Origin of the sequence: Pseudomonas sp. 18.1.10 (assembly GCF_024655625.1) — a bacterium.
Classification (GTDB): domain Bacteria; phylum Pseudomonadota; class Gammaproteobacteria; order Pseudomonadales; family Pseudomonadaceae; genus Aquipseudomonas.
In genome coordinates this window covers 1-14,239 of the sequence record NZ_JANLGL010000008.1, presented here as the reverse complement: position 1 = coordinate 14,239, position 14,239 = coordinate 1, and the positions used below count along the sequence as shown (strand labels likewise).

The following is a 14,239-nucleotide window of genomic DNA, read 5'->3' as shown; positions in this document are numbered from 1 at the left end:
TCATGCTCCGAATCAGAAAGGCGCGTCGCCCTGGATGGTGGTGCGAAAGAGTTTGCGGCGCAGGTGGCTGGGGCAACCGGCGGCCAGGTGGATCAGTGAACGGTTGTCCCAGAACACCAGGTCGTGGGGCTGCCACGAGTGGCGGTAGATGTTGTGCGGCAACACGCTGTGGGCGTAGAGCTGGGCCAGCAGGTCGCGGCTTTCGTCTTCCGGCAGGCCGACAATGCGGGTGGTGAAGCCTTCGCTGACGAACAGTGCCTGGCGGCCGTTTTCCGGATGGGTGCGCACGATGGGGTGCACCACTTCGGCGACCTGGGCCAGTTGCTCGGGGGTCAGCGTGGGGCGCCAGTTGCCTTCGAATTTGGTCTCGCTGTAACGCGCCGTATAGGAATGCGCGGCGCTGCGACCTTCGACGGCCTGGCGCAGGTGCTCGGGGAGTTGGTCCCAGGCTTTGTGCATGTCGGCGAACAGGGTGTCGCCGCCTTCGGACGGCAACTCCTGGGCGTGCAGCATCGAGCCCAGGCTGGGCAGTTCTTTATAGGACAGGTCCGAATGCCAGAACTTGCCCGCGTCCCCCAGGCCGATGGATTGACCGTTTTCGATGATGTTGGAGACGATCAGGATTTCCGGGTGGTTGGCCAGCAGGAACTGCTTGAGTACGTGGATCTGCAACACACCGAAACGGCGGCTGAAGGCGATCTGTTGCTCGGGGGTGATGCGTTGGTCGCGGAACACCACCACATGGTGATCCAGGTGCGCGCGGTGGATGCGCGCGAAATCCTCGTCGTTGACCGGTCGAGACAAGTCCAGGCCGATGATCTCGGCGCCGACACTGCCGGGCAGCGGGCGAATCTCAAAGCGTTGGGCGGTGGAGGTCGCTGTTGGAGCAGTAGAGGTGGCAGACATGAGGTCACTCCCGGTCAGACAGGGAACTGACTTTATAGATATAAGAACTCCATTTTAAATACCGTTAGCGAATATACATATACGGGAATGCACCGAAGCAACCCGTGCCGTACGGCGGTTAAGGAATAAACAAGGGCGACGAAGCGTTCAGTTCATAGCAATATGACGCAGCCGTGTAAGACGCTGCAAAAGCATGCTGTGGGCGCCTGAAGCCCAATGTTTAGCCGCTTACAAGCCGCAAATCTTGCCCGTTTGACAAGCCGTAGGGCAGCCTCTAGTGTTCTTTGGATCCAATTGACGCCACCCATTCTAATAAGGAGGACTGTGTAGTCGTGACGCAGAAGCCGAACCCCTTGAGCAGCATCAGAATCAGCGGGCCCATTCCCGCCCACCTTGCACGCTCCGTGATCGAAGAGACCTTGCGCAATGCGATCCTCGATGGTCGATTGCCCTGTGGCACTGCCATGCGCCAGCAAGAGCTGGCCAGCCTGTTCGGGGTCAGCCGCATGCCCGTGCGCGAGGCCTTGCGTCAGCTCGAGGCGCAATCGTTGCTGCACGTGGTGACCCATAAAGGCGCCGTCGTTGCCCCCTTGATCGAAGACAATTCGGCGGAGACCTACGCCCTGCGCATGCTGCTGGAATCCGAGGCGCTGCGCCTGTCGATTCCGTTGCTCACCGAAGCCGACATCGCCGAGGCAGATGCCTGCATCAGTGCCCTTGAGCGAGAAAAGGACTATTCCGAGATGGGCCGCCTCAACCGCCTGTTCCACATGGCGCTGTATGGCAAGGCTCCCAACCAGCGGTTGCTGACCCTGGTTGAGCACGGTTTGAACGAGGAAGAACGCTTCCTGCGTTTCAACCTTGAAGCCATGGGCCTGGGCGAGACGTCACAGGAAGATCACCGTGAATTGCTGAGCCTGGTGACGCAGAAGAAAATCGATGAAAGCGTGCTGACGCTGCGCAATCACCTGACGCGCGACATGGAGGTAATCACCACCTACCTGAACAGTCTGGATGCTGCCGACAGGAAAGATGCACGCTAGTGCACGTCGGGCATTGCGGGGTAACCGTCCAATCCAGGAAACCCCGCGCGATTATAAAACCCCTCGATTAAATAAACCTGCACACATCAGGGAAACTTCTCACTTACAACTCTACAAGTTACGCACACAGTAACTTTTCGAAAAAACATCTAATACATTCATAAGCTGATCCAAACGTTTAATCAGCTTATTATCTTTTCAATAAATCCAATACTTAAACCGACTGCGCAAGCCCGTGCATTTGCCGGCGCTGCGTGCATTCTGTTCAAGCATTATCGATCCCACTTCATCTGTAAAAGCCATCACGGCTGTCAGAGCAGTCGCCGCAACTCATAGGCATCAACCATGTATCAACTTTTGTTAGAACAAAAAAAACTACTGATGTGCACTCATCCGTTATTTACCGAAATCAATTCACTGGGCAAGTTACAAGTGTTTATGCAAAGCCATGTGTTTGCCGTCTGGGACTTCATGACCCTCACCAAACGCCTGCAACAAGACCTGACATGCACACAGCTGCCCTGGCTCCCGCCGACCAACGCCGAGGCCGCACGGCTAATCAATGAAATCGTGCTCAGCGAAGAGTCGGACGCGCACCTGGAGCGCGGTCATTACAGTCATTTCGAGCTGTACCGGGACGCCATGGCAGAAGTAGGCGCCAGCACCGTCGCAATCGATAGCTTCGTCGCACTGCAACGCCAAGGTGTGACAGCCACTGCTGCGCTGCAACAAGTCGACGTCCTGCCGGGCGTGGTGCGCTTTGTCGCCAAGACCCTGGATATCGCGCTGCACGCGCCGACGCACTGCGTGGCAGCGGCCTTCCTGCATGGTCGTGAGAGTGTTATTCCAGCCATGTTCAAGCGCTTGCTCGAGGGCTGTGAAATCATCCAGCGCCGCGCCCCCACCCTGAGCCACTACCTCAATCGCCATATCGAACTGGACAGCCAGGACCACGGGCCAGGCGCCCAACGATTGCTGCAAAACCTCACCGGCACAGACCCCGAGCGCCAACAGCAAACCGCCGACACCGCCCTCGCGGCCGTGGACAGTCGCATCGCGCTTTGGGACGACGTGCGCGCCTCTTTGCAGGAGGTGCGCCCATGAATGCCAGTGACTACCACGGCGTGGCCGAAGACTGGGAGCGCCGCGCCACCGTGCGCACACGGCCGCGCCGCTTGCTGGAAGACGACGACAAGTTGATCTACCCCCTGTCGCGCCAACCGCTGGCGCTCAGCGCGACGTTTCTCGAACAGTGCCCGCAATGGCGCGACTATGTGTTGTTGCAGAGCTTCTACAAATTCATCAACGACGTGGTGATCTTCGAGACCGAGATCGTCGACAAGACCGCGCGCAGCATTGCCAAGAACCGCTTCTCCCTGCCCTTCCCTGCCACCGTTCGTTACGCCGCGATGACGGTGGTGGTGGATGAGGACTATCACGCCCTGGTCGCGCTGGACTTCCTGCAACAGACCGTGGGCATGACTGGCATCCCGCCGCTCGACCTGCCGCATCAGATCGAACTGAGCCGCGCCCTGCCGCTCGCGCTGGCACAGGCACCAGTGCACCTGCGCGACGCCGTGGAGCTGATCGGCGTGGCCATTGCGGAAAATACCGTCACCCACGATGTGGCGGCGTTCGCCAAGGACCCCAGTGTCAAGGCATCCGTGCGCGGGTTGATGGCGGATCACCTGTGTGACGAAGGCCGCCACGCGCAGTTCTGGACACGCCTGGTGCAGCACTACTGGCAAGCGGCAAGCCCGGATGACCGCGACGCCATCGCCCATGTCCTGCCCACGTTCCTGGCGCACTACCTGACCAATGACCTGCAAAAGGACTTTGACCTGCAATTGATCGAACACCTGGACGTCGACACGGCTGTGCGTCATGCATTGAGAGATGAAATCGAGGCGCTGGTGTTCCCTATCACGCGCCAGCACCCGCTGGTCGGCAACATCATGGGCTTCCTGAACCGCAGCGGGTTGCTCCAGACACCCAGCGTGGCACAGGCGCTGGGGGATTTGCTGCCCGTCACCGGGAGTGGGTCATGAGGCGCCTGCACATTGGCTGGGTCGGTACCAGCAAAGCCCTGCAGGCCGTGCGGCAGTGGGTCGAGCAATACGGTCATGGGGCTGCGCATGAGTTGGCCGATCTGCTTATCGAAGATGCCAGCCTGCCGCTACCGGCCCACCTGGCCCAAGTCCCCAGGCTCAGCCTGCGCCTCGGGGTTGGCCCGCTGACCGAACACGGCTTGCCCGCCTTGCAACTGCGCGCTTATGACCACCAACAACGGCTGCTGGCCACCCTTGAGGCTCCTGAGGAACCGAGCGGCAACGGCCAGCGCTTGCGTCAGCAGGCGACTGACAGACTGGCGCAATGGGTGGCCCTGCACGTCAGCGGCTTCGCCCGCGACCCAGGCTATCTACCCAATAAGGCCCATCCCAACACATGGCCTGAACAGGGCTTGCTGGGCCTGGACGCCGTGGCGTTCCTGCATCGGTTCAATCGCACGGCAGACCCGCAACTGCTGCAAGCCGCCCAAGTGCCCATGATCGAACGCTTGCAGGCCAGCCTTCAAACCTTCGCCGAGCGGCCGGCGTTGAACATCGCGGGCGAGGTGCTGACTTATCGGCAATTGCACACTCGAGCATTGGCGATCCAGCAACAGCTGCGACCGCTGCTGGGCAATCTTGCGGCACCCGTCGTGGTGGGTGTGTGCCTGGAGAAGTCCGCCGCGCTGTACGCCAGCCTGCTTGCCCTGCTGGGCTGCGGCGCGGTGTACCTGCCGTTGGCGCCGGAGCATCCACCACAACGCCAGCAGGCCCAGCTGGAAAGCGCCGGGGCGCGCGTGTTGCTCGACAATGGTCGGCACCCGTTGCGCGAGCATTTTGTGGCGTTGGATGTCAGTACCCTCGATCAACCGGCCACCACGCCAGTGTTGCTGCAACATCGACCCAGCCTGGAGGCACCGTGCATGGTGCTGTTCACCTCAGGCACCACCGGCCGGCCCAAAGGCATCACGCTCAGCCAAGGCAACCTCGCGCATTTCACCGCGTGGTTCGCCCGCCACATGGCGCTGAGCGAGGACAGTCGCGTGCTGCAATTTGCCTCGCTGGGGTTCGATGCTTCGCTGATGGATATTTTCCCCAGCCTGATCGCCGGCGCGCAGTTGATCGTGCCCAGCGAGGCGCAGCGGCGCGACCCGCAGCAATTGGTCGAACTGATCCGCCAGCAGCGCGTCACCCATGGGTTTCTGCCGCCGGCGCTGCTCAGTATCCTGCCGCCGGGCCCGCCCTTGGGCCTGCAGCATTTGCTGACGGGCGGCGAAGTCTGCGAGCCCCATGTCATCGAGCGGCTGGCGGGCCAGTGCCAGCTGCACAACCTCTACGGCCCCACCGAAGCCACCGTGCTGGTCACCCATCGCCGCCTGCAACCGGGCGACAGCAATTGCAGCCTGGGCTATCCCATCGCCAACAGCCAGGTGCTGATTCTCGACGACGACCTGCAACCGGTGGACGAACAGGTGATGGGGGAGCTGTATATCGTCGGCCCAGGGGTGAGCCTGGGGTATGTGGACACCGTGCAATCGCAGGACAACCCGTTCGTGACCTTGTCACTGCCCGACGGCCAGACCTTGCAGGCGTATCGCAGTGGGGACATGGCGCAGTGGACAGGCGACGGTATCGTGTTGGGTGGCCGCCGCGACGGGCAGGTGAAGATTCGCGGATTTCGGGTTGAGCCGCAGGAAGTGGAGCAGTGCCTGCGCGACAGCCGGTTGTACTGCCAGGTGGCCGTGGTGGTGGGGCCCGAGCACAGAATCCATGCCGTGGTCGCCCAGCCGCAACCCGGCGCCACGCTGACTGCGCTCAAGCTGTATGCACGGCAGCGGCTGCCGGACTACATGCAGCCTGGCGTGTGGGCCGAGTTGCCGAGCCTGCCCTACACAAGCAGCGGCAAGGTCGATCGTCAGGCGCTGCTGGATTTGTCGGCTCGACCGACATCGAGTGCCAGCGACCAGCCGGCGCAAACACCGCTTCAAGCGCAGTTGGCAGACCTGTGGAGCGAGTTGCTGCAAGTGCCCGTGACCGAATTGTCTATCGACGACAGTTTCTTCAACCTCGGCGGGCACTCCATCCTGCTCTCGACGCTGTTGCTGCGGATCCGCGAGCGGTTTGGCCGCAGCCTTGCGTTGAACCGGTTCTTCGAAGCCCCGACGATTCGTACCCTCGCGTCACTGATGGCAGACAGCGTGCCCTCTACCGCGCCGTGCTCCCAGGCGATTCGCGATGCCGAGCGAGCGCTGCCGGTGCAGATACTGGCCGCGGACCGCGCGGGCGACCCGGGTAAGATCATCGTGACGGGCGCCAATAGTTTTATCGGTGTGCATATCGTCGAGGCGTTGCTGGCCGGTGGCGCCACGCAGGTCGCGTGCCTGGTGCGCGAATCACCCGGCCATTCGTCGCAGGAGCGCTTTGCCCAGGCATTGTGCGAGTTCCACCTGGAACACCTGGATCTGAGCAGGGTGCAGGTGTACGCCGCCGATATCAGCCAGCCCCGCTTGGGCCTGACCGACGATGTGTATGAGCACCTCGCGGAGGACTTCGGCGTGCTGGTGCACAACGCGGCGCGGGTCAACCATGTGCTGGACTATGCCACGCTGGCCAGGGACAACGTCGATCCGGTGCTGGAATGCCTGCGCCTGTGTGAAACCCGCTGCAAGAAGGTCTTCACCTTTATCTCGACGCTGTCGGCATGCAGCAGCATCGACGCCGAAGGGCACGTCCTTGAAGCACCTGCCGCAAGCAGCCTGCCGCTCTACATCAAGAACGGTTACAACCTGTCCAAATGGGTCGCTGAGCGGCTGGTCGGGCGCGCGGTGGAACAAGGCGCCTGGGTGAATATCGTGCGTCCGGGCAATATCAGCTTCAACAGCCGCAGCGGGGTCTGCCAGCCGCAGAAGAACCGCCTGATGCTGATGCTCAAGGGCTCGTTGCAATTGGGTTTGGTGCCAAACCTGGAGCTGAACCACGACCTGATGCCAGTGGATTTTTTCGCACATTTTATCGCGTTCCATGCCGGCCAGTTTGAAACCGGGCGAAACGTATTCAACCTGCACAACCCGCAGCCTTTGAGTTGGAGCGACTACCTCGATGCGTTCAGCCGGGCGGGCTACCGCTTCGAGCGAGTCAGCGTGGCCCGCTGGCAGCGCGCGCTGCAAACGGTAGGCCGCGACAACGCGTTGTTTGGCGTGCTGGGCTTTTACCTGGAAGGCCTGGGTGAAGACATCGGCGATACCGCCATGATCCATCACGACAACGCACGCCGGGGCGTGGGAAAAATGCACATGCACTACCCCGAAAAAAGTCCGGCGTTGTTACGCCAAGGCTGCGATTACCTACAGGCCATCGGCTTTATCTGAACCGCGTCAGGACATTTCCATGAAACCGCTGCAACCCGATACATTGATCCGCAACCCCGTCGCCGCGCCCGTGGTGGCTTCGGTGCTGGTCGCCTGCGACGCTGCTCGACTCTGGGACCTGGTCGGGCAGTTCGCCGGCTTTGCCGCATTCATTCCGGCCCTGTCGCATATCGAGATGACAGGCGATGGCGTAGGCGCGTTGCGTACGAAGTTTTTCCGCGATGGCCATTGCGTCGTCGAACAACTCAACAGCCGGGACGAGAGCGCCATGTGCATGACCTGGACGACCCTCTACAACACCTTGGGAATCGCCAGGCTATGGGCGTCGATGCAGGTGCAAGCCCAGGGCGGGAAATACGCCAGGGCCACCTGGACCATTGTTGCCGAGCCGGTAGAAGCGGCACAGGCGGGGTTTGAACAGTTCATGCAGGCGTTTGCCGACAGTGCCCTGGACAACGTGCAGCGGATGCTCGACTGAGCGGCAGGAGCGAGAGCACTCGCTCCTGCACACGTCGTCAGATCTTGAAGCTGTCGACCAGTTGCTTCAGGCGACTGGCCTGCTGGGACAACGCGTCGCAATCCTTCAACGTTTCGTTGAGGTTGGTCACGCCTTGCTGGTTCAGCAGGTTGATCTGGTTGATATCCACGTTGAGGGTTTCCACCACGGCGGTCTGCTCCTCGGTGGCAGCAGCGACCGATTGGTTCATGCCGTCGATCTCGACGATCCGTTGGGTCACGCTAATCAAGCGCTCACCGGCCTGGTTCGCCACTTCGACGCTTTCTTCGCTGGAGACCTGGCTGGCGTTCATGGTGGTCACTGCCTCACGCGAACCCACTTGCAGCGACGTGATCATCTTGTGGATCTCTTCGGCCGACTCCTGGGTGCGGTGCGCGAGGTTGCGCACTTCGTCGGCAACGACGGCAAACCCACGCCCGGCTTCGCCGGCACGGGCCGCTTCGATCGCGGCGTTGAGCGCGAGCAAGTTGGTCTGCTGGGAGATGCCTTTGATCACATCAAGAATGTGACCGATGTTGTCGGTGCTGGCATTCAGGGTTTCGATCTGCGTGCAGGACAGGCTGATTTTTTGCGAGAGCTCAGACATCGCCAGGATGGTTTGCTCCACCACTTTGCGCCCGTCGTCAGCCTGTTCGCTGGCACCGCTGGCGTGCTGGGAAGCATCGGCGGCGTTGCGCGCGATTTCCTGGGTGGCAGCTCCCAGTTCGTTGATCGCCGCCGCCACGCTGTTGGTGCGCGCGCTTTGTTCGTCGGAACCGATGATCGAGGCGTTGGACGAGGCCATCACGCGCTGGGACAGGTCATGCACCTGGCGCGTGGCCGACGACACTTCAGAGATGGAGGCGTGGATGCGCTCGACGAATTGGTTGAACGCACTACCCACTTCGCCAAATTCATCTTTGCTGGTCACGGCCAAGCGACGGGTCAGGTCGCCCTCGCCCTGGGCGATGTCTTGCATGGCTACGCCCATGGTGGTCAGTGGGCGCAGCAGCACTTGAATCAGCAGGCTCAAGAGCACGGCGATCGCGACCACGGCAATCAGCATGGCAATCAACGCAGAGGTGCGGAATTTACCCAGCGGTGCGTAGGCTTTGTCTTTGTCGATCGACAGACCGATGTACCAATCTGCACCCGGCAAACCGCTGATCGGGGTAAACGAGAGGATGCGGTCCTGGCCGTTGAGGACCACGTCCTGGTTGAGCTTCTCGATGCGCAGTTGGGCGCCTGGGTAGATGTCCTTGAGGTTTTTCATCACCTGGTCCTGGTCCGGGCTGACGATCACTTGACCGTCACCGCTGACCAGGAACGCATGGCCGATGCCGCCGAAGTCCACCGAGTTGATGATCTTCACCAGGGTTTGCAGGCTCAGGTCACCGCCGACCACGCCGAGCAGTTCACCGTTTTTCTTCACCGGCATGGCGATGGTCACGATCTGCCCACCCACGGCGGCCATGTACGGCGGCGTCAACATGGGTTTGCCGGCAGCCACGGCCTGCTTGTACCAGGGACGCTGACGCGGGTCATAGTCGTCGGGCATCTTGGCGTCAGGGCGCTGGGTGAATACCCCGTTGGTTTGGCCAACATAGGTGAACTGGAAGTTCTCCGTGAACGCCGGCTGATCGACCAGCCCTGGCAGGTCCGCAGCGCTGCCTTGATGCGCGACGTTTTGTGCGAGGTTCTCGAGGACCAGGATGCGCCCGCTGAGCCAGTTCTGCACACTGCTGGCAGTGAGTTCACCGGATTGCTGGATGGAGGACTCCAGGTTCTGCTTGATGGTGCTGCGCTGTAGGTAGTCGTTGTAAAGCGTGAATAACGCGAAGGCTAGAACCACGACGCCTGACGCGGCCAACAGAATTTTATGACTGAACTTGAGATTCATTTCATCGACTTCTTTTGCCAAAGGGGGGTTAGCGTGCCGAGCAGAGCTTGGAACCGACCGCTCTATTTCGGTGCACGCATGGCTCGTCAGGCTTTCGGCCAAGCTTGGGCAAAACTTAAGAAATTGTGGGATCTATCCGATTTTTACGTAGGAAACCGACCAGCGGTTGTCGTACAAGGATCAGAGTTGCAAATTTTTACAGCCTCCCAAACAATGCGACTAATTATCATTTGTGACGTTTGGCCAGGTCTGTGTGAATGCCATCTTCTGAGTACATCCCGCATGAAAGCGTTGTACAGACGCTTTACCTCACCCATCACAACTGGCTGAACACATGGCTGCGCAGCCGTCTGGGCAACGCTTGCGATGCTGCGGACTTGGCGCAAGACACCTTTGTGCGCCTGCTACAGAAGACCGAACGCTTTGAGCTCAAGGCGCCTCGCGCGTTTTTGCGCACCATCGCCCGGGGCCTGGTGATTGACCACTGGCGCCGCGAGGAAATCGAACGGGCTTACCTGGAGTCCATCGCCCACCTACCCGAAGCATTGGCGCCCAGCGCTGAATCCCGTGCGCTGGTGCTGGAGTTGCTCGAAGAAATTACCCGACTGCTTGAGGGGCTGAAGCCCAAGGTGCGTAAGGCATTTCTTTTGGCTCAGTGCGACGGGCTGACGTACAAGCAGATCGCGCAGCAGATGGGTGTATCGCTGCGCTCGGTGGAGCGTTACGTCGCCGAGGCGCTCTACCACTGTTATGTCCTGCGTTATGAGACATGACGCCCATGGATAATGCGGTTCGCTTTGGCCCCAGCCCCGAGGTGGTCAAGCAGGCTATCCACTGGGCGCTGCGCTTGCGTAACAACCGCGCCAATCTGCGCCTGCGCGCGCAATGTGAACACTGGCGAGAAGCCCACGGCGACCACGAGTTGGCCTGGCAGCGGGTGCAGGCGTTGCAGCAGGAGTTGAACAGCCAGCTGGCGACGATTCCAGGGGCGCATAGGGCGCTGGAGAACAGTGCGCAGGGCCTGGGCCGCAGGCAAGCATTGAAGATGCTGTCTGGTGTGCTGGTGGTGGGCTCGGCGGCGTGGCTCAGCCGGGATGTCACCGGTTGGCAGCGCTGGACCGCGGACCTCGCTACCGCCACTGGCGAGCGCCGCAGCGTGCAGTTGCCGGATGGCACGCGTGTGCAAATCAATACCGACAGTGCGGTGGACCTGGACTTCAACGCAGAGCAGCGAATGATTACGCTGCTGCGTGGGGAAATTCTGGTGACGTGCGGCGCTGCTTCTTCGGCGCCCTTGTTGGTGCAGACACGCCATGGTTTGTTCGAAGGGATTGGCGGGCGTTTCGCTGTGCGCCAGGCCAGTGACTGCACGCGGTTGAGTGTGGTCAGCGGCAATGTGGCCATCCACTCACCGCATCAGGTGAATGGGCTTTCGACGCAGGTTCATGCAGGAGAAAGCTATCTGGTGCGTCAGACAGGAGCCGTCCTCGCCCCGCCGCTGGATATGGACATTGGCGCTTGGGCGGACGGGTTGATCGTGACGCGGGATATGCGCCTGGCCGACTTCCTTGCGGAGGTCGGGCGTTATCGTCATGGCTACCTGGGCTGCTCGGCCGATATCGCCGAGTTGCGGTTATCGGGGGTTTTTCGCCTGGAGGACACCGACAAGTTGCTGGCGATCCTGCCACAGACACTACCGGTTCAATTGCGTTATCGCAGCCGTTGGTGGGTGAGCCTGGAGCGATCGGCCTGAGATTTTTTGGCGGTTTTTTTCCGTGAGTCCGGCTTAGACAGTAAGCCTTTAATCTGCCTTCACGGACCCTGACCATGACTGTGTGTTTTCCCTGTAACTCGTCCTACCCATTATTGAGAAAAGCCGTACGTGCGGCGCTGCTGTCGACGGCGATGGGCATTGGCGCGGTCCCGCTGGCCGGCCTGGCCGCGCAAGCGGGTGCCGAGCAGGTCCATCAACGCTACGAGATTCCTGCCGGCCCGCTGAGCGCGGTGCTCAACCAGTTTGCGCGGCAGGCGGGGATCACGCTGTCCAGCACACCGGCGTACACCCAGGGTCGGCAATCGTCCGGACTACACGGCGAATATTCCATCGCGCAGGGTTTGAATCACTTGCTCAACGGCTCGGGGTTGCAGGCCGTTTCCGCAGATGGCGTGGGCTTTGTACTGCAGAAGGCGCCAGAAGATAGCGCGCTCACCTTACCGACCACCGATATCAAAGGCTTTGCCCTGGGTAATGCCTTGGGCAGCATGGAGGGCTATAACGCGACTCACAGCCAGATTGCGACCAAGACCAGCACCGCCTTGTTGGAAACTTCGCAAACCGTCTCGGTGGTCACCCGCGAGCAGATGGACGACCAAGGCTCCCAGACCGTTGCGCAAGCCATGCGTTACACACCGGGCGTGCTGACCAACCCCTATGGCGCGACGCATCGCTATGACTATGTGGCGATGCGCGGTTTCAACGATGGTTCTGTGGATAACATTTACCTGGATGGGCTTAAGTCCATGGGGGATAGCGGCACCTACAGCACGATGCAGGTTGATCCATATTTCCTGGAGCGGGTGGATATTCTCAAGGGGCCTTCTTCGGTGCTGTATGGCCGCAGTTCGCCCGGCGGGCTGGTGGCGTTGACCAGCAAGAAGCCCTTGTTCGAGCCTTATCATCAGGTTCAGGCGACGCTGGGCAGTAACGGGCAACGGGGCATGGGCTTTGACTTCAGCGGGCCTGTAGATGACGACAAGCCTATTGCCTATCGGCTGACTGGGCTGGCTGATAAGTCCGACACCCAATTTGACCATGCCAAGGAAAAACGCTTCGCAGTGGCGCCGACCGTCAGCATCGACTTTACCGAGGACACGTCGCTGACGCTGCAAGCCTATCTGCAACATGATCCTGATGGCGGCTATCACGGCGGCATGCCGGCAGATGGCGCGCTGCATCAGCGCAATGGCCAGCGAATCTCCAGCCATTTTTTCGAGGGCGAACCTGGGGTCGATGGTTACAAGCGTGACCAGCAGTCGTTTGGTTATCAGTTCGAACATCGCTTCAATGATGTCTTCACGGCGCGGCAGAACTTTCGCTATCTGGACTCCAAGGTGCGACTGGATCAGGTGTATGCCTACGGCTGGACCAGCCCGACCAGCAGCGAGCTGAATCGCTACTACTCCGGGGGTGATGAGAAGCTGCATGCCTTCATCATCGATAACATGCTGCAAGCTGAGTTTTTTACCGGGGCGACCAAACACACGGTGCTGATGGGGGCGGACTATCAGCGGCGCAAAACAGTGGTGGACTGGACCAGTGGGTCGTTACAGCCAATCAACGCGTTCAACCCGGTGTATGGCAACTCGGCGATCAGCTATTACAACCCGACCAGCTACTTGCGACGGTTGGAGCAGACCGGCGTTTATCTGCAAGACCTGATCGAAATGGATAAGTGGCGGTTTTCCCTCGGGCTGCGTCAGGACTGGGTCGAGACGTCCGATGAGAATCGGATTGCCGAGACGAGCCGGCCAGCAGGCACCGAGATCAGTGATAAGCGCACGAAGCTGACTGGGCGCGCAGGTGCGTTGTATCTGTTTGATAACGGCTTGGCGCCCTACGTCAGCTATTCCGAATCCTTCAACCCCAACTCCTATTCGGACAGCGCAGGTAACCCGCTGGCACCTACTGATGGGACGCAATGGGAGGTGGGGTTGAAGTATCAGCCACCAGGTACTGACAACCTGTTTACCGCATCCTGGTTTCGCATCGATCAGGAAAATCTGGCGACCAAACTGCCGCAGGAAAACTTCTATCGCGCTGTAGGTGCAGTTCGCTCCCAGGGGCTTGAGCTGGAGGCGCATATGCAACTGACGGATAACCTGAAGCTTTTGGGCAGCTATACGTTTACCGATATCGCGTATTCCAAGTCGATGGTGAGTACCTTGAGCACGGCCGACAATCTGATCGAGAACAAGGGCAACTCGCCAACGCAGGCGCCTCGCCATATGGCGTCGGTATGGGCGGACTACAAATTCAATAGCGGTGCATTGGACGGTTTGCGGCTTGGAGGCGGGGTTCGGTATGTGGGCTATAGCTGGGCGGATGCGGAGAATACGATGAAAGTCCCGGCCTATACGTTGCTTGATGCTTCGGTCGGATATGACTTGGGCAAGGTTGGGTTGAAGGGAATGGATGTGCGGGTAAATGCCAACAACCTGACCAATGAGACGTATGTTGCGTCCTGTGCCAGCCTGAACTTCTGCTACCTGGGGGAGGAACGCAGTGTGAGCGCAACGGTGAGTTACCAGTTCTGATTAGCTAGCGCTCGAACCAAGCCAGCGCCTGTGATTCGGCGCTGGCTTTTTTGTGCCTGTTAAACGACAAAACCCCTGTCTGCGTTAGCAGACAGGGGTTTCGGAATTCAATCTTGACGATGACCTACTCTCACATGGGGAAACCCCACACTACCATCGGCGAT

Annotated in this window: 10 protein-coding genes; 8 read left to right on the top strand and 2 right to left on the bottom strand. The window is 60.2% G+C overall.

The features are described from left to right. Positions 1–12 precede the first annotated feature (12 nt). Complete coding sequence (locus tag NUV89_RS02555) at positions 13–906, bottom strand: TauD/TfdA family dioxygenase (RefSeq protein ID WP_257780160.1); 894 nt, start codon at positions 904–906, stop codon at positions 13–15. Between the two features lie 332 nt (positions 907–1,238). Here NUV89_RS02555 and NUV89_RS02550 point away from each other — a divergent pair, with 332 nt between their 5' ends. From NUV89_RS02550 to NUV89_RS02530, 5 genes are all read left to right on the top strand, one after another. After that, positions 1,239–1,949, top strand: coding sequence for a GntR family transcriptional regulator (locus NUV89_RS02550; protein WP_257780159.1), 711 nt, complete (start codon positions 1,239–1,241; stop codon positions 1,947–1,949). A 345-nt stretch (positions 1,950–2,294) separates the two neighbouring features. Further along, positions 2,295–3,053 (top strand): DUF3050 domain-containing protein, encoded by a 759-nt coding sequence (locus tag NUV89_RS02545; RefSeq protein WP_257780158.1) that lies wholly within the window; start codon positions 2,295–2,297, stop codon positions 3,051–3,053. After that, positions 3,050–3,997, top strand: coding sequence for a diiron oxygenase (locus NUV89_RS02540; RefSeq protein ID WP_257780157.1), 948 nt, complete (start codon positions 3,050–3,052; stop codon positions 3,995–3,997). The genes NUV89_RS02545 and NUV89_RS02540 overlap by 4 nt, the downstream gene beginning before the upstream one ends. Then, positions 3,994–7,365, top strand: coding sequence for an amino acid adenylation domain-containing protein (locus NUV89_RS02535; protein ID WP_257780156.1), 3,372 nt, complete (start codon positions 3,994–3,996; stop codon positions 7,363–7,365). The genes NUV89_RS02540 and NUV89_RS02535 overlap by 4 nt, the downstream gene beginning before the upstream one ends. Positions 7,366–7,384: 19 nt before the next feature. Next, positions 7,385–7,843, top strand: a complete 459-nt coding sequence (locus NUV89_RS02530) for an SRPBCC family protein (protein ID WP_257780155.1) — start codon at positions 7,385–7,387, stop codon at positions 7,841–7,843. A gap of 37 nt (positions 7,844–7,880) precedes the next feature. Here the strand turns inward: NUV89_RS02530 and NUV89_RS02525 are convergent, their stop codons facing one another. Continuing rightward, positions 7,881–9,761: a methyl-accepting chemotaxis protein gene (locus NUV89_RS02525; RefSeq protein WP_257780154.1), complete on the bottom strand. Its 1,881-nt coding sequence runs from the start codon at positions 9,759–9,761 to the stop codon at positions 7,881–7,883. Positions 9,762–10,018: 257 nt separating this feature from the next. Between NUV89_RS02525 and NUV89_RS02520 the strand changes: the two genes are divergently transcribed. From NUV89_RS02520 to NUV89_RS02510, 3 genes are all read left to right on the top strand, one after another. Beyond that, the gene (locus tag NUV89_RS02520) at positions 10,019–10,534 is read left to right on the top strand and encodes a sigma-70 family RNA polymerase sigma factor (protein WP_257780153.1); all 516 of its coding nucleotides are present in this window, start codon (positions 10,019–10,021) and stop codon (positions 10,532–10,534) included. Further along, positions 10,531–11,514: a FecR domain-containing protein gene (locus NUV89_RS02515; RefSeq protein WP_257780152.1), complete on the top strand. Its 984-nt coding sequence runs from the start codon at positions 10,531–10,533 to the stop codon at positions 11,512–11,514. The genes NUV89_RS02520 and NUV89_RS02515 overlap by 4 nt, the downstream gene beginning before the upstream one ends. Positions 11,515–11,588: 74 nt before the next feature. Then, positions 11,589–14,075, top strand: coding sequence for a TonB-dependent siderophore receptor (locus tag NUV89_RS02510; RefSeq protein WP_257780151.1), 2,487 nt, complete (start codon positions 11,589–11,591; stop codon positions 14,073–14,075). The last annotated feature ends 164 nt before the right edge of the window (positions 14,076–14,239 follow it).